This window comes from Paraburkholderia oxyphila NBRC 105797, assembly GCF_000685075.1.
In the GTDB taxonomy this organism is placed as follows: domain Bacteria; phylum Pseudomonadota; class Gammaproteobacteria; order Burkholderiales; family Burkholderiaceae; genus Paraburkholderia; species Paraburkholderia oxyphila.
Map to the genome: position 1 here is coordinate 24,797 of NZ_BAYD01000074.1, position 23,571 is coordinate 48,367.

19 protein-coding genes and 1 pseudogene are annotated in these 23,571 nt (G+C 66.9%); 16 read left to right on the forward strand and 4 right to left on the reverse strand.

Going from position 1 to position 23,571, the window contains the following annotated elements:
• Nucleotides 1-85 precede the first annotated feature (85 nt).
• From BO1_RS33675 to BO1_RS53830, 3 genes are all read right to left on the reverse strand, one after another.
• Nucleotides 86-982: a hypothetical protein gene (locus tag BO1_RS33675; protein WP_043287661.1), complete on the reverse strand. Its 897-nt coding sequence runs from the start codon at nucleotides 980-982 to the stop codon at nucleotides 86-88.
• Between the two features lie 162 nt (nucleotides 983-1,144).
• Nucleotides 1,145-1,330, reverse strand: a complete 186-nt coding sequence (locus tag BO1_RS33680) for a hypothetical protein (protein ID WP_028221326.1) — start codon at nucleotides 1,328-1,330, stop codon at nucleotides 1,145-1,147.
• A 58-nt stretch (nucleotides 1,331-1,388) separates the two neighbouring features.
• On the reverse strand, nucleotides 1,389-1,610 hold the full coding sequence (locus tag BO1_RS53830) for a hypothetical protein (RefSeq protein WP_156992532.1): 222 nt from the start codon (nucleotides 1,608-1,610) through the stop codon (nucleotides 1,389-1,391).
• 142 nt (nucleotides 1,611-1,752) lie between these two features.
• Between BO1_RS53830 and BO1_RS33685 the strand changes: the two genes are divergently transcribed.
• From BO1_RS33685 to BO1_RS53840, 11 genes and pseudogenes are all read left to right on the forward strand, one after another.
• Complete coding sequence (locus BO1_RS33685) at nucleotides 1,753-2,238, forward strand: carboxypeptidase regulatory-like domain-containing protein (protein WP_245643971.1); 486 nt, start codon at nucleotides 1,753-1,755, stop codon at nucleotides 2,236-2,238.
• A gap of 786 nt (nucleotides 2,239-3,024) precedes the next feature.
• A complete protein-coding gene (locus BO1_RS33690; protein WP_028221328.1) occupies nucleotides 3,025-4,581 on the forward strand; it encodes an efflux transporter outer membrane subunit in 1,557 nt (518 codons plus the stop codon).
• 15 nt (nucleotides 4,582-4,596) lie between these two features.
• A complete protein-coding gene (locus BO1_RS33695; protein ID WP_028221329.1) occupies nucleotides 4,597-5,664 on the forward strand; it encodes an HlyD family secretion protein in 1,068 nt (355 codons plus the stop codon).
• A complete protein-coding gene (rbbA, locus tag BO1_RS33700) occupies nucleotides 5,664-8,399 on the forward strand; it encodes a ribosome-associated ATPase/putative transporter RbbA (RefSeq protein WP_028221330.1) in 2,736 nt (911 codons plus the stop codon). The genes BO1_RS33695 and rbbA overlap by 1 nt, the downstream gene beginning before the upstream one ends.
• Nucleotide 8,400: 1 nt before the next feature.
• The gene (locus BO1_RS33705) at nucleotides 8,401-9,528 is read left to right on the forward strand and encodes an ABC transporter permease (RefSeq protein ID WP_028221331.1); all 1,128 of its coding nucleotides are present in this window, start codon (nucleotides 8,401-8,403) and stop codon (nucleotides 9,526-9,528) included.
• A gap of 284 nt (nucleotides 9,529-9,812) precedes the next feature.
• The gene (locus BO1_RS33710; RefSeq protein WP_028221332.1) at nucleotides 9,813-12,614 is read left to right on the forward strand and encodes a monovalent cation/H+ antiporter subunit A; all 2,802 of its coding nucleotides are present in this window, start codon (nucleotides 9,813-9,815) and stop codon (nucleotides 12,612-12,614) included.
• Complete coding sequence (locus BO1_RS53835) at nucleotides 12,614-12,982, forward strand: Na+/H+ antiporter subunit C (protein ID WP_043287665.1); 369 nt, start codon at nucleotides 12,614-12,616, stop codon at nucleotides 12,980-12,982. Before BO1_RS33710 ends, BO1_RS53835 begins: the two co-directional genes overlap by 1 nt.
• Nucleotides 12,979-14,760 (forward strand): monovalent cation/H+ antiporter subunit D, encoded by a 1,782-nt coding sequence (locus tag BO1_RS33720; RefSeq protein ID WP_028221333.1) that lies wholly within the window; start codon nucleotides 12,979-12,981, stop codon nucleotides 14,758-14,760. The genes BO1_RS53835 and BO1_RS33720 overlap by 4 nt, the downstream gene beginning before the upstream one ends.
• A 2-nt stretch (nucleotides 14,761-14,762) precedes the next feature.
• Entirely contained in the window at nucleotides 14,763-15,257 is a 495-nt protein-coding gene (locus tag BO1_RS33725) for a Na+/H+ antiporter subunit E (RefSeq protein ID WP_028221334.1), read from the forward strand.
• Nucleotides 15,251-15,526: a K+/H+ antiporter subunit F gene (locus tag BO1_RS33730; protein WP_028221335.1), complete on the forward strand. Its 276-nt coding sequence runs from the start codon at nucleotides 15,251-15,253 to the stop codon at nucleotides 15,524-15,526. The genes BO1_RS33725 and BO1_RS33730 overlap by 7 nt, the downstream gene beginning before the upstream one ends.
• A gap of 14 nt (nucleotides 15,527-15,540) precedes the next feature.
• Nucleotides 15,541-15,861 (forward strand): annotated as a pseudogene (locus BO1_RS53840) (Na+/H+ antiporter subunit G); the annotation flags it as partial.
• Between the two features lie 143 nt (nucleotides 15,862-16,004).
• Here the strand turns inward: BO1_RS53840 and BO1_RS33740 are convergent.
• Nucleotides 16,005-16,940: a LysR family transcriptional regulator gene (locus tag BO1_RS33740; RefSeq protein WP_028221336.1), complete on the reverse strand. Its 936-nt coding sequence runs from the start codon at nucleotides 16,938-16,940 to the stop codon at nucleotides 16,005-16,007.
• 186 nt (nucleotides 16,941-17,126) lie between these two features.
• Between BO1_RS33740 and BO1_RS33745 the strand changes: the two genes are divergently transcribed.
• The 5 genes from BO1_RS33745 to BO1_RS33765 all read left to right on the forward strand — a co-directional run.
• The gene (locus BO1_RS33745) at nucleotides 17,127-19,259 is read left to right on the forward strand and encodes an FAD-dependent oxidoreductase (protein WP_028221337.1); all 2,133 of its coding nucleotides are present in this window, start codon (nucleotides 17,127-17,129) and stop codon (nucleotides 19,257-19,259) included.
• A gap of 49 nt (nucleotides 19,260-19,308) precedes the next feature.
• Entirely contained in the window at nucleotides 19,309-20,517 is a 1,209-nt protein-coding gene (locus BO1_RS33750; RefSeq protein WP_028221338.1) for an acyl-CoA dehydrogenase family protein, read from the forward strand.
• 11 nt (nucleotides 20,518-20,528) lie between these two features.
• Complete coding sequence (locus BO1_RS33755; protein ID WP_028221339.1) at nucleotides 20,529-21,665, forward strand: acyl-CoA dehydrogenase family protein; 1,137 nt, start codon at nucleotides 20,529-20,531, stop codon at nucleotides 21,663-21,665.
• Nucleotides 21,666-21,742: 77 nt separating this feature from the next.
• Nucleotides 21,743-22,957, forward strand: coding sequence for a CaiB/BaiF CoA transferase family protein (locus tag BO1_RS33760; protein ID WP_028221340.1), 1,215 nt, complete (start codon nucleotides 21,743-21,745; stop codon nucleotides 22,955-22,957).
• Nucleotides 22,958-22,991: 34 nt separating this feature from the next.
• A partial coding sequence (locus BO1_RS33765) for an electron transfer flavoprotein subunit beta/FixA family protein (protein ID WP_028221341.1) occupies nucleotides 22,992-23,571 on the forward strand: 580 nt, incomplete at its 3' end.

Consider the following 23,571-nt stretch of genomic DNA (forward strand, 5'->3'; position numbering starts at 1 on the left):
GACACCCTCGGCGCCCACGCGCGCAGGCCCGGACGGCTGCGCCAGGCATCGCAGCACGCCCGCTCCGGCTAGTTCAGGCGCAGTGTTATTTGCACGACAACACCGCGACGCCGCCGATGACCCGCGAATTCGGCAAGGTAACCGTGTAACCGAGCGCAATGAGCGGCTGCGTCGCGTCATGCCCGACGACGACAGACTGGATCGACTGTTGCCCGCTAGTCGAGACGCCGTTCAACGGTGCCTGCGTATTGGTCAGCGTATAGTTGGCGTTCTCCAGATTGATCTGCATGTTCAGATTGTCGAGCGTGCGGGCACCGAGATCGAGGGTGGCCGAAGCGGTGTCAAGCGTACCGCTCGCGCCGCTGAGGTCATTGGTGACCGTGTCCGAGATCACCTGGGTACAGGCCAGCGTTCCACTTGTTGCGGACAGCACCAGAGGTGTACCGACAGCGTAGTGAAGGCCCTGCCAGTTGCTGTAGGTATTGCCATCCGTATCCATCGCCGCGTTCCAGCGCCCGATCGCCACGTCGCTACCGAGACCCTGTATCTCCGAGACCATGCCGTGGTCCAGTCCAAGGCAGTCCGTTGCCGCGTCCGATGACGCCAGCGTCGTAAAGGCGCCACTCGCCTGTTGCACCTGACTCGAAGCGGGCGCGGCAAACGCCGTGAAATTCCGGTTCTTCTGAGCGTCCGCCGGCAAGCTAGGCACCACCACGACCGCCAGCGTGCCATTGCTGGCCGCTACCTGAGAGGCCGACCCGGAATAGGTAAAGTTACCGTCCGGTCTGCACGCGACCTGAGCGGATGCCTGTGAGGTGGGTGTCGAAGAGGACTCGGGTGCAGGCGGCGTGGTCGAAGACGGCGTTGCCGCAGGTGACGCCGTCGCGCTGGGCGTACTCCCGTCACCGCCGCCACATGCGCAAAGCGCGGCGGCGATCAGCACAACGGCAAGAAAATTTCTACTGCTAATGGACTTCTGCATTGCATAACTCCCTGTATCCGGTTCACCGGATTGAATGTTCAAAGCTGCCCCGTCACCTGAAAGCCGAGTATTACGCCCGGCGCGGAAAAGCCGGACGGAGCATGGATCGGCGTACCCGCGAATACTGAATTCGCGCACAGGTTACACAGATACCCGGATGAGTCAGAGCCAACTTTTTGCAGGTTTGTCTTGCGTCAGTTCGCACAGCGCGCGGCGGCTCTTCCATGCCACGCCGTAGCCGCTGATTCCTCCGGTCGTGGCCTGGCGCTTCAATTCGCTATTGCATTCATGCACGCGTCCCTGTCGGGCCTGGTTCAATGAGATGAGATATGTTGCATTCACAACCATGAGCAAAAAAATCCATGGTTTTGCAATAGATGATCAATAAAAAACACTGCCTGATATTTCACGAATCTATATTGAATATCGACAAATCGAAGGCCTTCGATTTATCGAGAGAAGATGACGTAGTAGCGAAGAGCGCGTGCCAATCGCGCACGGTCAGCACAAAAAACTCGCGCAAAGAAAATGACAAATCCTGGCAATTCTCATGAGCCAAAGCGATCGCCGTGAGCGAGGCATCGCCGCGTGAACGTGAACCGGTCGGTTCGGCGATACGATCGGACACGCTGCTCGTCGCCGCCCATACCGCGAGCGGCACGACACGCACGTTTTCCCCGCGTTTTAAGGGACTTTTAAGCCGCGCTGCCTACTCTGGATTCGTCCGGCGCACACCACGCGCCGGAGTATCTGAACCATTGGAGGTAAAAATGAAAGCACGCTCAACTCCGTGGATGGGCGCGGCCCTCTCGCTTGCCGCCGCGCTCGCGCTTGCGCTCGGCGCACCCGCCGCTTTCGCCGCGACCAACAGCGGCCCGGGCACCATGGCAGCGCAGGCCGCCGCAGGCGTCCTGCCGCCGGCGCAGCACGCGGGCGGCATCTCCTACCTGTCCGGCGGCATCGGCAGCGACCAGTCGGCGGCGTTCAAGGCCGCGATGACGCGCTACCCGCTCTCGCTCGAATTCGCGCGCCAGTCGGCGAACGGCAACGAGTACCTCGCCGACGTGCCCGTGAAGATCGCCGACGCGCACGGCCAGTCGCTCCTCTCCACTCGCACCAACGGCCCGTTCATGCTCCTCACGCTGCCCAACGGCCACTACGTCGTGACGGCGAGCCACGACGGCAAGACGGTCCATCGCGCCGTGGATATCGGCAAGACCTCGCACGCGCACGAAGCCTTCGTCTGGCCGATGTAACGCGTCGCTGCTCCATCGTCGTTGCAGCGAAATGTCCGCTTTGGCGGACGTCTCCCATCGCGTGCCTTGCACGCCTTCGCTGTAGACCTTCTCTGCACGCATTGGCCACGCATTAGCCGGCCGCACGCGCTAGCCCCACCGCTTGCGCGATGCGTGCCGCACGCGTGACACGGGCTATTTGGCTTGCGCGCCGCACACCTGGCCGTCACGCCTTTTTCCCTTATGCCAGGATCGTAGCCGGATCGGGCCCGTGTACTCCAAGCGCGGCCCGACCGCGATGCGCTCCGCATACCGCGGTTCGCCATCGTCCGCCACAAGCGCTACGAGATGACGACCACGCCACGATCGAATCGCCTGCCCGCGAGGCGCACGCAACGCATTGACACCCCACCAGGCGACCCGCGCGCGACACCTCGCCGCACTACCCCGCCAGAGCTCCTTGCGGCGCGCCACGACGTACATCAAACGCTCCATATCTTCGCTACGCCGGGCGGCACTGCGTCGCACCCCACGGCACTTGTCGCGCCACGCGGCATCACACATATCGTAGGGCCGCACACCTGACCTCGCAGGTCCCCCGGTGCCACGCGGCGATGTTGGCCGGCGTGGATCGCGCTCGCAAACGAAGTCCGCACATGGCCCGAGGGACCGGCCACAAGTCCCGCGCATTGCGCGCGGCCGCGATCGAGAGCGTTATGTGCGCGCCCCCCCAACCCGCTCGAGCAGGAGGCTTCGCCGCCGTTCGAGCACGAACACCCGCAGCACGCGCGAGAGGAGAAAACATCGATGACCCGCCGCCTCACCGCCCATGGCCAGAACAACGCGCCAGGCGCGCGCGCCGCGGCCCGGTATCTACCGCTCGCAATGCTCGCTGCGATGCTGGCCGGCTGCGTCTCGCTCGCGCCGAACTACGAGCAGCCGCCGCTGCCCGTGCCCACGACCTTCCCCGAGACCGAAGCGCCCCATGGCGCGAGCGCACTGAGCGCCACCGCCATCGGCTGGAAAGACTACTTCTCCGATCCCACGCTGCAAGGCCTGATTGCCGAAGCGCTCGAATACAACCGCGATCTGCAACTCGCGATTCAGCGCGTCGAGGAAGCGCGCGCGATGTACGGCATCCGCCGCGCCGACCAGTTCCCGACGCTCGGCGTGGAAGCGGACCTCGCGCGCTCGCGCGTGCCCGCCGGCCTCTCCGGCGTGGGCCGCCCGGTGACAGGGAGCCAGTACCAGGCCGGCGTCGGCCTCGCCACGTGGGAGCTCGACTTCTGGGGCCGCGTCGCCAATCTCAAGGAAGCGGCGCTGCAAAACTATCTCGCCACCGACGCCGCGCGCCAGGCCGTCACGCTCACCCTCGTCGAGCAGGTCGCGAACAGCTACCTGAGCCTGCGCGAGCTCGACGAGCGCATCATGCTTGCGCAGGCAACCATCGCGAGCCGCGAGCAGTCGTACCGCATCTTCAAGCGCCGCTACGAGGTGGGCGCGATCTCGAGGCTCGATCTTAAGCAGGTCGAAACATTGTGGCGCCAGGCCGTCGCGCTCGGCGCGCAGCTTCAGCAGGAGCGCGCCACGCGCTTGAATGCGCTGCAGTTGCTCGTCGGCAAGCCGATCGACCTGCCGCACGAAGACGTGCGTCTCGACGATGCCGCCGTGATGCGCGACCTGCCCGCCGGCCTGCCCTCCGACCTGCTCACGAACCGGCCCGATATCGTCGCCGCCGAATATCAATTGCGCGCGGCCAACGCGAACATCGGCGCGGCGCGCGCGGAATTCTTCCCGAAGATCACGCTCACGGGCTCGTTCGGCACCGCGAGCACGCAGCTCTCCGATCTGTTCACGGGTCCGGGCCGCGCCTGGAGCTTCGGCCCGGGCATTTCGCTGCCGATCTTCGACATGGGCCGCCGCGAGTCGAATCTCGAAGCCGCGAAGGCGCAACGCGATCAGGCCGTGACCTCGTACGAGAAGGCGGTGCAGTCGGCGTTCCGCGATGTGGCCGACGCGCTTGCGGCCCGCCAATGGCTCGCCGAGCAGGTCGACACGCTGCGCGCGACCGTGGACGCCCAGGCGGAGCGCGCGCGCCTCGCGCAATTGCGCTACGACCACGGCGCCTCGCCGTTCCTCGAAGTGCTCGATGCGCAGCGCGACTTGCTCGTCGTGCAGCAGCAGCTCGTGGAGACGCGCCGCGCGCTGCTCTCGAGCCGCGTCTCGCTCTACGCGGCGCTGGGCGGCGGCGGCTTCGCCACGAGCGCACAGACACAGACGCAGACACAAACAGCGGCAACGGCAGCGCCCGCACCGAACGGCGCAGGTGCTCCGGCGCCCGCCGCCGCCCCCAAAAAACCCTGATCCGAGGTTCCCGTCATGCAGATTTCAGCCCGTAAATGGATTCCCGCCGTCCTCGTGATCGCCATTGCGGCGGGCGGCTATTTCGGCTGGCGCTACTACGCGGATCGCGGCCCGGGCGCCGGCTTCGTGAGCGGCAACGGCCGCATCGAGGCCACCGAGATCGATATCGCGACCAAGCTCGCGGGCCGCGTGCAGGACGTGCTCGTGCAGGAAGGCGACTTCGTGAGCGCAGGGCAAACGCTCGCGCACATGCAGATCGATACATTGCAGGCCCAACGCAACGAAGCCGCCGCCCAGCATCAGCAGGCCGTGAACGCCGAGGCCAGCGCGAAGGCGCAGATCGCCTTGCGCGAGAGCGACCAGCGCGCCGCCGAAGCCGGCGTGGCGCAGCGCGAAAGCGAGCTCGATGCCGCGCGGCGCCGGCTCGCGCGCTCGGAGACGCTCTCGAAGGAAGGCGCGTCTTCAATGCAGGAACTCGACGACGACCGCGCACGCGCGAAGAGCGCCCAGGCTGCCGTGGCCGCCGCGAAGGCCCAGGTCACGGCGGCGGCGGCGGCCGTCACGGCGGCGCGCGCGCAGCAAACCGGCGCGGAGTCGGCGGTGGCGGCGGCCCAGGCCACCATTGAGCGCATCCAGGCCGACATTCAGGACAGCGATCTTAAGGCGCCCCGCGCGGGCCGCGTGCAGTACCGCGTCGCGCAGCCGGGCGAAGTGCTCGGTGCAGGCGGCAAAGTGCTCAACATGGTCGATCTTTCGGATGTCTACATGACGTTCTTTCTGCCCGAGCAGGCCGCCGGACGCGTGGCGCTCGGCCAGGACGTGCACATCGTGCTCGACGCCGCGCCGCAATGGGTGATTCCCGCGAAGGTCACATTCGTCTCGGCCACGGCGCAGTTCACGCCGAAGACCGTGGAAACGCAAAGCGAGCGCCAGAAGCTCATGTTCCGCGTGAAGGCGCAGATCGACCGCGAGCTGCTGCAAAAGCACCTGAAGTACGTGAAGACGGGCCTGCCCGGCGTGGCCTGGGTGAAGCTCGACGCCAATGAGGAATGGCCGGCCAACCTTCAGGTCAAGGTGCCCTGATGACTGAAGCCGCTGTCCGTATCGAACAAGTCAGCCTGCGCTACGGCAAGACCGTTGCGCTGCGCGCGCTCACGCAGGACATCCCCGCCGGCTTGATGGTGGGCCTGATCGGCCCCGACGGCGTGGGCAAGTCGAGCCTGCTCGCGCTCGTGGCGGGCTCGCGCGCGGTGCAGGAGGGCACGGTATGGGTGCTCGGCGGCGACATGTCGAGCAAGAAGCACCGCGACGACGTGTGCCCCCGCATCGCCTACATGCCGCAAGGGCTCGGCAAGAACCTCTACCCCACGCTCTCCGTCGAAGAGAACCTGCAGTTCTTCGGGCGCCTGTTCGGCCACGACGAAGCCGAGCGGCGCCGCCGCATCGACTCGCTCACGCGCAGCACCGGTCTCGATCCGTTTCTCGCGCGCCCCGCGGGCAAGCTCTCGGGCGGCATGAAGCAGAAGCTCGGCCTGTGCTGCGCGCTGATCCACGACCCCGATCTGCTGATCCTCGACGAGCCCACCACGGGCGTCGACCCGCTCGCGCGCGCGCAGTTCTGGGACCTCATCAACGGCATCCGCAAGGAACGGCCTTCGATGAGCGTGATCGTCGCGACCGCCTATATGGACGAGGCGCAGCGCTTCGACTGGCTCATCGCGATGGACGACGGCGCGATACTCGCCACCGGCACGCCCGCCGAGCTGCTCGAACGCACGCATACGGCATCGCTCGAAGAAGCCTTTATCGCGCTGCTGCCCGAAGCAAAGAAGCGCGGCCATCAGCCCGTGGCAATCGTGCCCTTGCAAGCCGACGAAAACGCCGAGATCGCCATCGAGGCGAAGGACCTGACGATGCGCTTCGGCGACTTCGTCGCGGTCGACCACGTGAGCTTTCGCATCCGGCGCGGCGAGATCTTCGGCTTTCTCGGCTCGAATGGCTGCGGCAAGTCCACCACCATGAAGATGCTCACGGGCCTGCTGCCCGCGAGCGAGGGCAACGCCTGGCTATTCGGACACGAGGTGGACCCGCGCGATCTCGACACGCGCCGGCGCGTGGGCTACATGTCACAGGCTTTTTCGCTCTACGGCGAACTCACGGTGCGCCAGAACCTCGTGCTGCACGCGCGGCTCTTTCACGTGAGCGAAGACGAAATTCCCGCGCGCGTGGACGAAATGGTCGAGCGCTTCGATCTGGCCGAAGCGCTCGACTCGCTGCCCGACAGCCTGCCGCTGGGCGTGCGCCAGCGTCTCTCGCTCGCGGTGGCGATGGTGCACAAGCCCGAGCTGCTGATACTCGACGAGCCCACCTCGGGCGTCGACCCGGTGGCACGCGACAATTTCTGGCGCCTGCTCATCGCGCTCGCGCGCGAAGACCAGGTGACGATCTTCATCTCCACGCACTTCATGAACGAAGCGGGCCGCTGCGACCGCATCTCGCTCATGCACGCGGGCCGCGTGCTCGTGAGCGACACGCCCGCCGCGATCACCGAAAAACGCGGCGCGGCAACGCTCGAAGCCGCGTTTATTGCCTGGCTCGTCGACGCGGGCGCGGGCACCGAAGCCAGCTCCACGGGCGAGCTTGCGGCGCTCGCGGAGAATCCGCAAGCGGACACGCATCCGGCCCAGCATCGCGGCTTCAGCTTCCAGCGCGCCTTCAGCTACATGTGGCGCGAGGCGCTGGAGCTGCGGCGCGACCCGGTGCGCGCCACCCTCGCGCTCGCGGGGTCGCTGCTGCTGCTCTTCGTGATGGGCTTCGGCATCAGCATGGACGTGGAGGACTTGCGCTTTGCCGTGCTCGATCACGACCAGACCTCGCTCTCGCACAACTACGAGCTGAACCTCGCGGGCTCGCGCTACTTCATCGAACAACCGCCGCTCGCGAGCTACGCCGAAATGGACCAGCGCATGCGCAGCGGCGAGCTCGCGCTCGCCATCGAGATCCCGCCAGGCTTCGCGCGCGACGTGGCGCGCGGCAAGCCCGTGCAGATCGGCGTGTGGATCGACGGCGCAATGCCGCAGCGCGCGGAAACCGTGCGCGGCTACGTGCAGGGCATGCACCAGGGCTGGCTCCTGCAGCAGGCGAAGCAGCGCCTGGGCGCCAATGCCCACTCCGCCGTCTCGGTCGAAACGCGCTTTCGCTACAACCCCGACGTGCGCAGCCTGCCCGCGATGGTGCCCGCCGTGATCCCCGTGCTGCTGCTCATGATGCCGGCCATGCTCACCGCGCTCGCCGTGGTGCGCGAGAAGGAGCTCGGCTCCATCATCAATCTGTACGTCACGCCGGTGACGCGGCTCGAATTCCTGCTCGGCAAGCAGGCGCCCTATGTGCTGCTCGCCATGCTCAACTTCCTGTTGATGACGCTGCTCGCCGTCACCCTGTTCGGTGTGCCGATCAAGGGCAGCTTCCCGACTCTGCTCGGCGCGGCCGTGCTCTATTGCCTGTGCGCGACCGCGATCGGCCTGCTCGCCTCCACCTTCACGAAGAGCCAGATCGCGGCGCTGTTCTTCACGATGATCGGCACGATGATTCCCTCCGTGCAGTTCGCCGGGCTGCTCAATCCAGTCTCGTCGCTCGAAGGCGCGGGCCGCGTCATCGGCCAGCTCTATCCGGCCAGCTACATGCTCACGATCAGCCGCGGCGTGTTCAACAAGGCGCTGCATTTCGGCGACCTGTACGCGTCGTTCTGGCCGCTCGCGCTCGCCACGCCCATCGTGCTGGGGCTCACCGTCGCGCTGCTCAAAAAGCAGGAGACCTGATATGCGCCGACACCTCGCCAACATCTACCGCCTCGGCGTGAAGGAGCTCTGGAGTCTCGCGCGCGACCCCATGCTGCTCCTTCTCATCGTGTTCTCGTTCACGGCGATGATCTACTCGTCCGCGACCTCGCGGCCCGAGTCGCTGCACATGGCGCCCGTCGCCGTGATCGACAACGACGTCTCGCCGCTCTCGCAGCGCATCATCCAGGCGTTCTTTCCGCCGCACTTTCTCGTGCCGAAGCCGGTCACGCCCGCAGAGGCCGACAGGGGCATGGACGCGGGCGACTACACCTTCGTGCTCAACATCCCGCCGAACCTGCAGCGCGACGTGCTCGCCAACCGCGCCGCCGAGGTGCAGCTGAACGTGGACGCCACGCGCATGAGCCAGGCGTTCACCGGCAGCAGCTACATCCAGCAGATGATCAACGACGAAGTGACCGAGTTCGCGAACCGCTATCGCGCGCCCACCGAGCTGCCCATCGATCTCGCGGTGCGCATGCGCTTCAATCCGAACCTCACCCAGGCGTGGTTCGGCTCGCTCATGGAGATCATCAACAACGTCACGATGCTCTCGATCATCCTCACGGGCGCGGCGCTGATACGCGAGCGCGAGCACGGCACCATCGAGCACCTGCTCGTGATGCCCGTGACGCCCACCGAGATCATGCTCGCGAAGGTCTGGTCGATGGGGCTCGTGGTGCTGGTGGCGGCGGCGCTCTCGCTCACCTTCGTCGTGCGCGGCGCGCTGCACGTGCCCGTGGAAGGGTCGGTGGCGCTCTTTCTCGCGGGCGCGGCGCTGCACCTGTTCGCCACGACCTCGATGGGCATCTTCATGGCCACGCTCGCGCGCAGCATGCCGCAGTTCGGCATGCTGCTGGTGCTCGTGCTGTTGCCGCTGCAAATGCTCTCGGGCGGCAGCACACCGCGCGAAAGCATGCCCCAGTTCGTGCAGGACATCATGCTCGCCGCGCCCACCACGCACTTCGTCGAGCTCGGCCAGGCGATTCTGTTTTGCGGCGCGGGACTCGCGGTCGTCTGGCAGCCTTTCCTGTGGCTCGCCGTGATCGGCGGCGTGCTGTTCGCCTTCTCGCTTGCGCGCTTTCGCAAGACGCTGAGCCAGATGGCCTGACGCCGCGCAGGATGCGGTGCGCAAGCTCGCGCACCGCTTTCAGCCGGACCGATCCCCCCGCGCGCGCCTATGTGCCAAAGCGCGCCCCTGCCCGGCCGCTTTGGCGCGGGATGCCTGCACGTTCATGCCAGATACATGAACTCCGGCCCCGTTTCCAGCTATGATCGTGATCTGCGGGCCGCCCGGCGGCGCCCGACGCAGCGGCGCCCGACGCGCCTGCACGCTCCGGCCGGCGGGAGCGCACCTTCGCACAAGAACACAGTGGGATTCCCGGAGAGCATCGAATGGCATTGGGGTGGCTCGTCGTACTTCCGTTCGTGGCCGCGGCGCTCGTTGCGCTCGCGGCCCGGCACGCCCGCGCGCTCTCCACATGGATCGCGTTCGGCACGGCGCTGTTCGGCCTCGGCCTCGTTTTAAGCGAACGCGTGGGTATGCCCACGTATGGCGTCCTGCAGTGGCGCCGCGAGTGGGTGCCCGAGATCGGACTCGCGCTCTCGCTGCGCCTCGATGGCCTCTCGTTCATGTTCGCGCTGCTCGTGCTCGCGATCGGCCTGCTCGTCTTCATCTACGCGCGCTATTACCTGGCCGGCAGCGACACGCTCCCGCGCCTCTATCTGCTGCTCCTGCTTTTCATGGGCGCGATGCTCGGCGTCGTGCTCTCGAACAACCTGCTGCTGCTCGTGATCTTCTGGGAGCTCACTAGCCTCGTCTCGTTCCTGCTGATCGGCTTCTGGCCTTCGCGGCCCGATGCGCGGCGCGGCGCGCGCATGGCGCTGACCATCACGGGCGCGGGCGGCCTCGCCCTGCTCGCGGCGGTGCTCCTGCTCGGCCACGTCTGCGGCAGCTTCGAGCTGAACGACGTGCTCGCGCAAACCGGCAAGATCCAGCACGACCCGCTCTTTCCGGCCATCTTGCTGCTGACGCTGTTCGCGGCGTTCACCAAGTCGGCGCAGTTCCCGTTCCAGTTCTGGTTGCCGCATGCGATGTCGGCGCCCACGCCGGTCTCCGCGTACCTGCATTCGGCGACGATGGTGAAGGCCGGCATCTTCCTGCTCGCCCGCCTCTACCCGGTCTTCGAGGGCACCGACTGGTGGGCCTATTCGGCCACGCTCGCCGGCCTCGTCACGCTCGTGGGCGGCGCCGCGATGGCGTTGTTCCAGCGTGACATCAAGGGCCTGCTCGCCTACTCGACCATCAGCCACCTCGGCCTGATCGTGCTGCTGTTCGGCCTCGACACGCAACTCTCCACCGTGGCGGCGCTCTTTCACACGGTCAACCACGCGGTGTTCAAGGCCTCGCTCTTCATGGCCGCGGGCATCATCGACCATGAAACCGGCACGCGCGACCTCGGCCGCCTGCGCGGGCTCGCGAAATACATGCCGCACACGGCCGTGCTCGCGGGCGTGGCCTCGCTCGCGATGGCGGGCGTGCCGCTCCTGAATGGCTTTCTCTCGAAGGAAATGTTCTTCGGTGAGACGCTCGCGCAGGGCATGTTCGGGCCGCTGAACTGGGCCGTGCCCGTGATCGCGATCGTGGCCGCCGCGCTGTCCGTGGCGTACTCGCTGCGCTTCGTCTGGGGCGTGTTCTTCGATGGCCCCGCGCCGCGCGACCTGCCGCACTACCCGCCGCACGAGCCGCCGCGCTTCATGAAGCTGCCGGTCGAGATCCTCGTGGTGCTCTGTTTGCTGATCGGCCTGTTTCCGCAGTACACGATTGGCAGGCTGCTCGAATCGGCTGCGTGGTTCACGCTCGGCGGCAAGCTGCCCGAGTACAGCCTGAGTCTGTGGCACGGCATCAACACGCCGCTCGTCATGAGCGTGGTGTCGTTCGCGGCGGGCGCGCTGCTGTTCTTCCTGCGCCGCGACGCCTTCCGCCATCACCGCTCGGTACTTTCCGACATGAACGCGAGCGAAGGATTCGACCGTCTCGTGCAGCGGCTCGAAAAAGGCGCGGCCGTGGTGGTGCGCGTGTTCGAGACGCGCTCGCTGCCCGACTATCTCGCGTGGATGATCGCGGCGATGATCGTCGTGCCGGGCACCGCGTTCGTCGCGCTCGGCGCCTGGGGCGGCGACTTCGTGCGTCTGCCCATCGACCCGCTCACGCTGTGCGGCCTCGTGCTGATGGCGCTGCTCGCCGCGGGCGTCGTGCTGGTGCGTGCGCACACGCTCTATGCACTCGTGATGCTGAGCACCTGCGGCCTGCTGGTGACGCTCGCCTTCGCGCGCTTTTCCGCACCCGATCTCGCGCTCACACAGGTGTCCGTGGAAGTGGTGACGGTGCTCCTGCTCGTGCTGGCCATCTACTTCCTGCCCACCCTGCAGCCCGACATCGAGCCGATTCCCACGCGCATGCGCAACGGCGCGCTCGCGCTCGCGGGCGGCGCGCTGATCGGCAGCGTGGCGTACCAGGTCATGACGCGCCCGCCCGCCCAGGGCATCGCGCCGTACTTCCTCGCCAACGCCCTGCCCGGCAGCGGCGGCCACAACGTCGTCAACGTGATCCTCGTGGACTTCCGCGGCTTCGACACCATGGTCGAGGTCAGCGTGCTCGTGGTCGCCGGCCTCGCCGTGAAGGCGCTGCTGCGCGGCCTGCGCCTGAAGGCGCCCGATACCGGGCCGGGCGGCCTGCCGTGGTCGTCGCAATCGCACCCGCTGCTGCTCGCGATCCTCGCGCGCCTGATGCTGCCGCTCACCGCGCTCGTGGCCGTGTTCGTGTTCCTGCGCGGCCACAATCTGCCTGGCGGCGGCTTCATCGCCTCGCTCATTCTCTCGATCGCGCTACTGCTCCAGTACGTGGCGAGCGGCGTGCTGTGGACCGAGTCGCGCATTCGCATCAACTACCGCACGCTCGCGGGGCTCGGCATACTTGTTGCGGCCGCAACGGGTCTGGGCAGTCTCGCCTTCGGCCATGCGTTCCTCACGAGCGCGTTCGGACACCTGCATCTGCCGCTGATCGGCGAAATCGAGCTGAGCACGGCCATGCTGTTCGATCTCGGCGTGCTGGGCGCCGTGGTGGGCACGACGCTCACGATCGTTTCGCACCTGGGCGTGCGCGACAAGGACATGCAATCCGTGGAGAAAAGCTGATGGAAGCCGCCTTCGCCGCCGCAATCGGCGTGCTCTGCGCGTGCGGCATCTACCTGTTGCTGTGCGCGCGCGTGCTGCCCGTGATCCTCGGCATCACGCTGTTCTCGTATGCGATCAACCTGTTCCTGCTCGGCATGGGGCGGCTCGCCACCGGCAAGCCGCCCGTGATCGCGGGCGGCGCCCAATATGCCGATCCGGTGCCGCAGGCGCTCGTGCTCACGGCCATCGTGATCGGCTTCGCGATGACGGCCTTTACCGTGGTGCTGGCGCTGCGCTCGCTCGCGCTCACCGGCACCGATCACGTGGACGATCAGGTCGACGGCCAACTCAACGGCAAGCCCAACGGCGGGGAGACGCGCGGCGCATGAATCATGCCCTTCTGCTCCCCATCCTGATCCCGCTCTTCGCGGCGGGCGCCATCGTTGCGCTGCCGTTGCGCGCCAAGCGCGTGCGGCGCGCGCTCAATGCGCTCGCGACGCTCGCGTTGCTGCCCGTCGCGTGCGTGCTGGCCGCGCGCGCGGCACAAGGCGGCATCGCGAGCTATGCGCCAGGCTCGTGGCCCGCGCCATTCGGCATCGTGCTGCAGCTCGACCGGCTCTCCGCGCTCATGCTGCTCCTGACCGCCGTGCTCGCGTGCTGCTGCCTGCTGGGCACGTCGAGCGCCGATGCGCGGCGCGGGCGCTACTTCCGCGCGCTGGTCCAGTTCGAGCTGATGGGCCTGAACGGTGCCTTCCTCGCGGGCGACATGTTCAACCTGTTCGTGTTCTTCGAGCTGCTGCTGATCGCCTCGTATGCGCTGCTGCTGCACGGCGGCGGCACGCGGCGCGTGCGCAACGGGCTGCACTACCTGATCATGAACCTGGTGGGCTCGTCGTTCTTCCTGATCGCGCTGGGCGTGCTGTATGGCATTACCGGCACGCTGAACATGGCCGACATGGGCGAGCGCCTCGCGCATCTGAACGCCGGCTCGCTGCCGCTCGCGCAGTTCGCGGGCGCGACGCTCATGCTGGTGTTCGGCCTGAAGGCCGCCGTGTTTCCGATGTCGTTCTGGCTGCCCCAGGCGTACCGCAGCGCCATCGGCCCGGTGGCGGCGCTCTTCGCGATCATGACCAAGGTAGGCATCTACGCGATGCTGCGCTGCGACGCGCTGGTGTTCCGCGGCGGCAGCCCTGGCGGCGTGCTCGACACCTTCATGCACGACTGGGCCTGGTGGCTCGCCATCGCGACCATTGCCTTCGGCGCGCTGGGCGCGCTCGCCGTGTCGAGCCTGAAGACCACCACCGGCTATCTCGTACTCGTTTCGGTCGGACTCCTGATCGCGGCCGTCACGCAGCAAACACCGCTCGCGTGGAGTGCGCTGCTCTACTACCTCATCAGCACGACGCTCTGCACGGGCGCGCTGTTCCTGCTCGCCGATACGCTGGAGCCCGAGCTCGCCGCTATTACCACCACGGCGCACGCCGCGAACCCGGCCAGTGGCGCCGAGCCCGCCTCGCTCGAAGCGCTCGACGACGCGGCGGCGGCGGCCATCTCGCCCGGACCGGACGGCGCAGCGGTCGCAACACTGGCCGTGGCAACGGCAACGGCGGCGCAAGCCACGCTCGCGCCCGCGACCGCTACCACGGCTGCCACGGCCGATGACGATCCCGCGCCGCAAATGGCGCGCAAGGAACATGCCCCCTGGCCCTCGAACGTGGCCGCACTGCTCTATCTCGCCGCGGCAGTGGGCGCGGCGGGCCTGCCGCCGCTCTCCGGCTTCCTCGGCAAGGCCATGGTGCTCGCGGCCACGCCTACGCAACAGGCGGCCGTCCTGTGGCCTGCCGTGCTGATCTCGAGCCTGCTGCTGATCGTCGCGCTGAGCCGCACCGGCACGCGCCTCTTGTGGGCCGAGCCCGCAGCGCGCGCCGCCGCCTTCGCTCCCGCGCGCGCCCCCAGGGGCAGCGCGGCCAAGCTCGCGGCCTGCGCGCTGCTGCTGGGCTGCGTGACGGCGGCCACGCTCGGCGCGGGGCCGCTGCGGCAGTATCTCGACGCCACCGCCGCGCAGCTGTTCGACCGCGCCGCCTATGTGCACGCGATCCTGCCCGCGCAAGACGCGGCGCCTATGGCGGCGCCTGCCACGCCACCTGCGCAGACGAACGGGAGCTGACGATGTTCAAAAGGCTCTTTCCGAACCCCTGGCTCACTGTCGTGCTGCTCGTCTGCTGGGTGCTGCTCATGAACGACGTCTCGCCCGGCAACCTGCTGCTGGGCGCCGTGCTCGGCACCGCGATTTCGTTCTGCGTGGGCAAAGGCTTGTGGCTCCAGCCGGTGCGCTTCGGCAGGCCGTGGCTGCTCGTGCGCCTGTTCGCGCACGTGCTGATCGACATCGTCGTGGCCAACGTGGAGGTCGCGCTGCTGGTGCTCGGCCCCACGAAGCGCCTGCGTCCCGCGTTCATCGCAGTCCCGCTCGACAGCACGCACGAAATCGCGCTCACCGCGCTCATCAGCATCGTTTCGCTGAGCCCGGGCACGCTATGCGCCGAGCTCAGCGACGACCGCACGCGCCTCATCGTCCACGTGCTCGACCTCGACGACGAAGCGGCGCTCGCCGCGCTCATCAAGTCCCGTTATGAAGCCCCGTTGATGGAGATCTTCGCATGCTAGCCATCGTGATCCCGATCTCGTTCGCGATCCTCGGCATCGCGTTCCTGCTCACGCTGCTGCGCCTCGTGCGCGGCCCCTCGCTGCCCGACCGCATCGTCGCGCTCGACACGCTCAATGTGAACGCGATCGCGCTGATCGTCGTGTACGGCATCAGCCTGCGCTCGACCGTTTTCTTCGAAACCGCACTGCTGATCGCGCTGATGGGGTTCGTGGGCACCGTTGCGCTCACGAAGTATCTGCAGCGCGGCGACATCATCGAACTCAACTGAACGGAGGCCAGCCGATGCAAACCGCCGTCGAAGCGATCGTGAGCCTGCTGCTGCTCGTCGGCAGCCTGTTCACGCTGATCGGCGCGATCGGGCTCGCGCGCCTGCCCGACTTCTTCATGCGCCTGCACGGCCCCACCAAGTCGACCACGCTCGGCGTGGGCGGGATCGTGCTGGCTTCCGTGATTTACTTCAGCGCGCACAATAACTTCGCGAGCCTGCATGAGCTGCTGATACCCGCGTTTCTCTTTCTCACCGCGCCCATCAGCGCGCACATGCTTGCGAAAGCGGGTATTCAGCAGCGCGTGCCGCTTTCGGCCGGTACGCGTGGGCGCCCGCCCGCGACGGGTGCTTGCGCGGAGCATGGGGATACGCGCGAGATGAGCAGCGACGATGAAGACGTGACCGGCAGCGCGGCAATGGATCGGCACAATCCGCAGCCAGGCGGCGCACCCACCGTGCGTGCGGACGGCAAGCCCGCTCAGGACGCCTGAACCGTTGCCGGATTGGGCGCGGCGGCCCCGCGCCCGCTCTTGTGCGCTTCGGCCAAGACATAGTCGATGAAAGTCGAAGCCGCACGCGTATGGTGGCGATTGGGCATGTACAACATGTACATATGCGTGCCGAAAATGCTCAGGCGCCACGGTTCTAGCGAAGTGACGACCTGGCCATTGCGGATATCGTCATGCACCACATAGTCGGGCACGATCCCCACGCCGAGCCCCTCCAGAATCGACTGGCGCAGAAAAAGAAAGTTCTCCGAAATAATTGACGGCTCGAGCAGCACCTCGTGCCGCTCCTCGTCCAGATACCCCGCGAGACGCAGTTGCCGCCCCACCACCGTCGCGGTAATGACGGGCGCGCGCGCGAGGTCCTCCAGCGTCTCGGGCATGCCGTGCTCCGCTGCCCATTGCGCCGATGCGCACGCGATGTACCGCACCGCCCCCATGTCGCGCGCCACGAGATTCTGCGGCGGCTCGTGCATCACGCGCACGGCAATGTCCACTTCATCGCGCAGCAGGTCTTCCACGCGATTCTCGAACATCACGTCGAGCACGATGCCCGGATAGAGGCGCTTGAAGCGGATCAGCCATTCCGACATCACGAGCTGCCCATAGCCGCTCGGCACCGAAAGGCGCACGCGCCCCTGCAGGCTTTGCCCGAGCGTGGAGACGGACTCGCGCGCCGCGAGCAGCGCGTTCTGGATCGCGCGCCCGTGCTCGTAGAGCTTCAGGCCGATCTCGGTCGGCTCCACGCGGCGCGTTGTGCGCCGCACCAGTTGCAGCCCGATCGACTTTTCGAGGTGGTTGAGGTGGTAGCTCACGTTCGCGCGGCTCATCTTGAGGCGCCGCGCGGCCTCGCTCAGGTTGCCCGCGTCGAGGATCTCCACCAGCAGGGTCAGCGCATTGACGTCCATGGCCGGGCTCACTGTCAAATAATCTTTGACAGCATGTCAATGAACCATGGGATTGTCAATTAACGTTGGCATCCACACAATGAAACCCAGATTGGAGAACCGCCATCCGGCCTGCCGCCTGCCGCGCCCATCGGGCATCGGCGCAACGGCAAGCGCTGATCGGCCCCCTATTCCTGGAGACACCCCATGGCAATCGAAACGACTGCTCCCGCCGCTTTTTCCCCCGTCACCCACGAACTGCGCGGCAAGGTGCTGCTCGTCACCGTCGACAATCCGCCCGTGAACGCCCTGGGCGTAGACGTGCGGCGCGGTCTCGCCGCCGCCATCGAGCATGCCGAAACGGACGCGACCGTGCAGGCCGTGCTGATCGTCGGCGCGGGGCGCAATTTCATCGCCGGCGCGGACATCCGCGAGTTCGGCAAGCCGCCGCAGCCGCCCGCGCTGCCCGACGTGCTCCATCGCATCGAGGCCAGCCACAAGCCCGTAATCGCGGCCATTCACGGAGCGGCGCTCGGCGGCGGCCTCGAAGTCGCGCTCGCCGCGCATTATCGGCTCGCGGTGGCGGGGGCGAAGCTCGGCCTCCCCGAGGTGCAACTGGGCCTCCTGCCCGGCGCGGGCGGCACGCAGCGCGCGCCGCGCCTGATCGGCGCCGAAGCGGCGCTCTCGCTGATGCTGAGCGGCCGCCACGTGGGCGCGCAGGAAGCGCTCAAGCTCGGTCTCGTCGACCGCGTGGGCGCCAGCGAGGACATCCTCGCTGAAGGCCTCGCCTACGCGCAGGAGCTGCTCGCGAGCCATGCTCACGTGCGCCGCACGCGCGACGCGCAAGGGCTGGCCGACCGCGCCGCCTCGCAAGCCGCCATCGACGCCGCGCGCGCCGACACCGAGAAGAAGTCGCGCGGCCTGTTCTCGCCACTGAAGATCGTCGATTGCGTGCAGGCCGCGCTCGACGAATCGTTCGAGGAAGGCCTGCGTTTCGAGCGCAAGCAGTTCCTCGCCTGCCTCGAGAGCCCCCAGCGCGCGGGCCTCGTGCATGCGTTCTTCGCCGAGCGCGAAGTGCAGAAGGCCCCTGAAACGAAGAGCGCCGCGCCGCGCACGATCGAGACCGTCGGTGTGATCGGCGGCGGCACGATGGGCGCGGGCATTGCCGTGGCCGTGCTCGACGCGGGCCTCGCCGTGACGATGATCGAGCGCGACGACACCGCGCTCGCACGCGGCCGCGCGCACGTGGAAAAAGTCTACGACGGCCTGATCGCCAAGGGCCGCATGAAGCCCGAAGCGAAGGCGCAGATCCTCGCACGGTTCAACGGCAGCACCTCGTACGACGCGCTCGCGAACGTCGATCTCGTGATCGAAGCCGTATTCGAAGACATAGCCGTGAAGCAGGCCGTTTTCGCCGAGCTCGACCGCGTCTGCAAGCCGGGCGCGGTGCTCGCGACCAACACCTCGTATCTCGACATCGACGCCATCGCGGCCAGCATCAAGCGCCCGCAAGATGTGGTGGGCCTGCACTTCTTCTCGCCCGCGAACATCATGAAGCTGCTCGAAGTCGTGGTGCCGAAGGCGGTGAGCGCCGACGTGGTGGCCACCGCGTTCGAGCTCGCGAAGAAGCTGCGCAAAGTGGCCGTGCGCGCGGGCGTGTGCGACGGCTTCATCGGCAACCGCGTCCTCGCCGTGTACCGCACGGCCGCCGATCATCTGATGGAAGACGGTGCCTCGCCGTACCAGATCGACAAGGCCGTGCGCGAGTTCGGCTTCCCGATGGGCCCGTACCAGGTGTCCGATCTCGCGGGCGGCGACATCGGCTGGGCCACGCGCAAGCGCCGCGCGCCCACGCGCGACCCGAAGGCGCGCTATGTGCAGATTGCCGACCGCCTCTGCGAGCGCGGCTGGTTCGGCCAGAAGACGGGCCGTGGCTACTATCTCTATCCCGACGGCGCGCGCACCGGCACGCCCGATCCGGAAGTGGAAGCGATCATCGCCGCCGAGCGCGAGCGCGCCGGCATCACGCCGCGCACGTTCACCGACGCAGAGATCATCCGCCGCTACATGGCCGCGATGATCAACGAAGGCGCGAACGTGGTGCACGAGAAGATCGCGCTGCGTCCGCTCGACGTGGACATGACGTTCATCTATGGCTACGGCTTCCCGCGTTATCGCGGCGGCCCGATGAAGTACGCCGATACCGTGGGCCTCGCGAACGTGCTCGCCGACATTCGCGAGTTCGCGAAGGAAGACCCGCTGTTCTGGCGCCCTTCGCCGCTGCTCGTCGAGCTGGTCGAGCGCGGCGCCGACTTCGCGAGCCTGAATCAAACCGCCTGAATATGGGGCTGACCCCGCGCTCATGCCGGGGCAGCCAGGAGCAAGACACATGGATCTGAAATTCACCGCTGAAGAAGAAGCCTTCCGCAGCGAAGTACTCGACTTCCTGCGCGAGCGCCTGCCGCAGCGCATCGCCGAAACCGTGCGCAACGGCCAGCACCTCACGCGCGAGGACATGGCCGCTTGGCACGCGATTCTCAACGAGCGCGGCTGGCTCGCGAATCACTGGCCGAAGGAATACGGCGGCCCGGGCTGGAGCGCCGTGCAAAAGTTCATCTTCGAGAACGAATGCGCGATTGCGGGCGCGCCGCGCATCGTGCCGTTCGGCGTGAACATGCTCGGCCCCGTGCTGATCAAATACGGCAATGAAGCGCAAAAGCGCCACTGGCTGCCGCGCATTCTCGACGGCTCCGACTGGTGGTGCCAGGGGTATTCGGAGCCGGGCGCGGGCTCGGACCTCGCCTCGGTGCGCACGAGCGCCGTGCGCAAGACGGATGCAAGCGGCGACCACTATGTCGTGAACGGCCAGAAGACGTGGACCACGCTCGGCCACTACGCCAACATGATCTTCTGCCTCGTGCGCACCGCCAGCGACGTGCGCAAGCAGGAGGGCATCAGCTTCCTGCTGATCGACATGAACACCCCGGGCATCGAGGTGCGCCCGATCATCACGCTCGACGGGGAACATGAGGTGAACGAAGTGTTCTTCACCGACGTGCGCGTACCGGTTGAGAACCTCGTCGGCGAGGAGAACAAGGGCTGGACCTACGCGAAATACCTGCTCACCTACGAGCGGACCAATATCGCGGGCGTGGGCTTTTCGGTGGCCGCGCTCGCGCGCCTGAAGCGCGCCGCGCAGCATGTCACGCGCAACGGCAAGCCGCTCGCGCAGGACCCGCAGTTCGCGGCGCGCGTCGCCAAGGTCGAGATCGATCTCGAGAACATGAAGACCACGAACCTGCGCGTGATCGCAGCCGTGGCAGGCGGCGGCGTGCCGGGCGCGGAAAGCTCGATGCTCAAGATTCGCGGCACCGAGATCCGCCAGGAGATTTCGTCGCTGCTGCGTCGCGCGATGGGTCCGTACGCGGCGCCCTTCGTCGAGGAAGCGCTGCACGAAGGCTACGAGGGCGAAGCCGTCGGCCCCGATGAAGCCGCCAGCGCCGCCGCGCTCTACTTCAACAACCGCAAGCTGTCGATCTTCGGCGGCTCCAATGAAATCCAGAAGAACATCATCTCCAAGATGATTCTCGGTCTTTAAGAGGTCTTGCCATGAACTTCCAGCACTCTGAAGACCGCCGCATGCTCGCGGACACGCTCAATCGCTTCATCGCCGAGCAATATGGTTTCGATGCGCGCGATAAAATCGCGCGCTCCAGTGAGGGCTTCAGCGCCGATATGTGGCAGCGCTTCGCGGAGCTCGGCGTGATCGGCGCGCTGTTCGACGAGGCCGATGGCGGCTTCGGCGGCCAGGGCTTCGACGTGGCCGTCGTGTTCGAATCGCTCGGGCGCGGCCTCGTGGTCGAGCCGTTCCTCGATACGCTGATCGTGGGCCGCGCGCTCGCGCATGCGGGCAGCGAGGCACAGCGCGCGCGCATCGCGTCGTTCATCGACGGCTCGCAGATCGCGGCGCTTGCGCATGACGAGCCGGGCTCGCACTACGAAGCATCGCGCGTAAGCACGCGCGCCGAAAAGAACGGCAACGGCTGGGTGCTGCAAGGCGCGAAAGGCGTCGTGCAGCATGCGGAGCATGCCGACGTGCTGCTCGTTTCCGCACGCACCTCCGGCACTGAATTCGACGAAGCGGGCATTTCCCTCTTCCTCGTGCCCCGCGATGCGAAGGGCGTGAGCGTGCGCGGCTATCGCAAGATCGATGGCGGACGCGCGGCGGAAGTGAAGTTCGATAACGTGACGCTCGGCGCCGACGCGCTCGTGGGCACGCAAGGCGCGGGCTTCGCCACGCTCGAACATGCACGCGGCTATGGCCTGCTCGCGCTTGCTTCTGAAGCGGTAGGCGCGATGGACGTCGCGCGTGATCACACGCTCGAATACCTGCGCACGCGCAAGCAATTCGGCGTGCCCATCGGCAGCTTCCAGGCCCTGCAGCACCGCATGGCCGACGTGCTGCTCGAAATCGAGCAGGCACGCTCGGCGGTGATCAACGCGGCGGCAGCCATCGACGCGCCGCACGTTGCGCGCGAGCGCGCGCTTTCCGCGGCGAAGTACACGGTCGGGCGCATCGGCGCGCGCGTGGCCGAGGAAGCGATCCAGCTGCATGGCGGCATCGGCATGACGTGGGAGCTGCCGCTCGCGCATTACGCCAAGCGCCTCGTGATGATCGACCATCAGCTTGGCGACGAGGACCACCATCTCGCGCGCTACATCGCACTGGAAAGCGCTGCTGCATGAACGATGCGAAGGCGCGCCGCTGCATGACTCATGCGGCGGCGCGCCTTCCATTCACAACGAACCAGGAGTGCCTGCTGATGCAGAGCGACAACAAGAGCCTGCCGCTGGCAGGCGTACGCGTCCTCGATCTTTCGCGCGTGCTGGCCGGCCCGTGGAGCGCAATGGTGCTCGGCGACCTCGGCGCGGAAGTCATCAAGGTCGAGCATCCCGATCGCGGCGACGACACGCGCGACTGGGGCGTGCGTGTCGGCAAGACCGAGACCGCGTACTTCAACAGCGTGAACCGCAACAAGCGTTCGATCACGCTCGATCTGCAAACGCCCGAAGGCCAGCAGATCGCGCGCGAGCTGGCGAAGACCAGCGACATCTTCATCCAGAATTTCAAGTTCGGCGGCGCGGCGAAGCTGGGCCTTGGTTATGAAGCGCTGAGCGCGGAGAACCCGCGTCTGATCTATTGCTCGATTACCGGTTACGACCGCACCGGGCCCGAGGCTAAGCGCCCCGGCTACGACCTCGTCGTGCAAGGCGAAGCGGGCCTGATGGCGCTGAACGGCGAAGCGGACCAGCCGCCGCTGAAATTCGGCGTGGCCGCCGTCGACCTGTTCACGGGCATGTATTCGGCGCAGGCGATGCTCGCCGCGCTCTACGAGCGCGAGCGCACCGGGCGCGGGCGCCACATCGAAATGGCGCTGTTCGACTGCGGCCTCATGATCACCGCTTACTACGGGCTCGAAGCGCTGCTGCTGGGCGAAGATCCGCCGCGCTACGGCAACGCGCATCCGTCCATCGTGCCTTATGGCGTGTTCGATGCGGCCGACGGCCCGCTCGTCATCACCGTGGGCAACAACGCCCAGTTCGAGCGCTTTTGCCGCGAGGTGATCGAGCGCCCCGACCTCGCCGACGACGCGCGCTACAAGACCAACATCCTGCGCGGACAGCACCGCGAGACGCTCGTGCCGGAACTCGAGCGCGAACTGGGCAGCCGCCCCCGCAAGCTGTTGCTCGAACGTCTTGCGCAAGCGGGTATTCCGTGCGGCGAAGTGGCGGGCCTGCGCGAAGCGCTGCTCTCGCCGCGCGCTACGCAAGGCGGACTCGTCACGCAGCAGCCGCATCCGCACACGGAATGCGGCACGACACCGGTGCTCGCGCCGCCGTGGCGCTTCGACGGCGAACGCATGCCCGTGCGCCGCGCGCCGCCGCAACTGGGTGAAGGCACGCGCGACGTGCTGGAATCGACGCTGGGCTATTCGGCGGAAAAGCTCGCCGAACTCAAGAGCAAAGGCGTTATTTGATCGGTTTGAAATCAGTTGGATCAGGAGGAGTGCTGTGAAAATTCTCGTACCCGTCAAGCGCGTGGTGGATTACAACGTCAAGGTTCGCGTGAAGTCCGATGGCACAGGCGTGGATATCGCGAACGTCAAGTTCTCGATGAATCCGTTCGATGAAATCGCCGTGGAAGAAGCGGTGCGATTGAAAGAAGCAGGCGTGGCGACGGAAGTGATCGCCGTGTCCGCCGGTGTGGCGCAAGCGCAGGAAACGCTGCGCACGGCGCTGGCGATCGGTGCGGATCGCGCCGTGTTGATCGAATCGAATGAGGATCTGCAACCGCTCGCCGTGGCGAAGCTTTTGAAGGCGCTCGTCGATAAAGAACAGCCCTCGTTGGTCATTCTCGGCAAGCAGGCCATCGACGACGATTCGAACCAGACTGGCCAGATGCTGGCCGCTTTGGCTGGTCTGCCCCAGGCAACGTTCGCTTCGAAGATCACCATCGCCGATGGCAAAGCCACGGTTGCGCGTGAAGTCGATGGCGGCGCGGAAACGCTGTCCCTGCAATTGCCCGCCGTGGTGACCACCGACCTTCGTTTGAACGAGCCGCGCTACGTCACGCTGCCGAACATCATGAAGG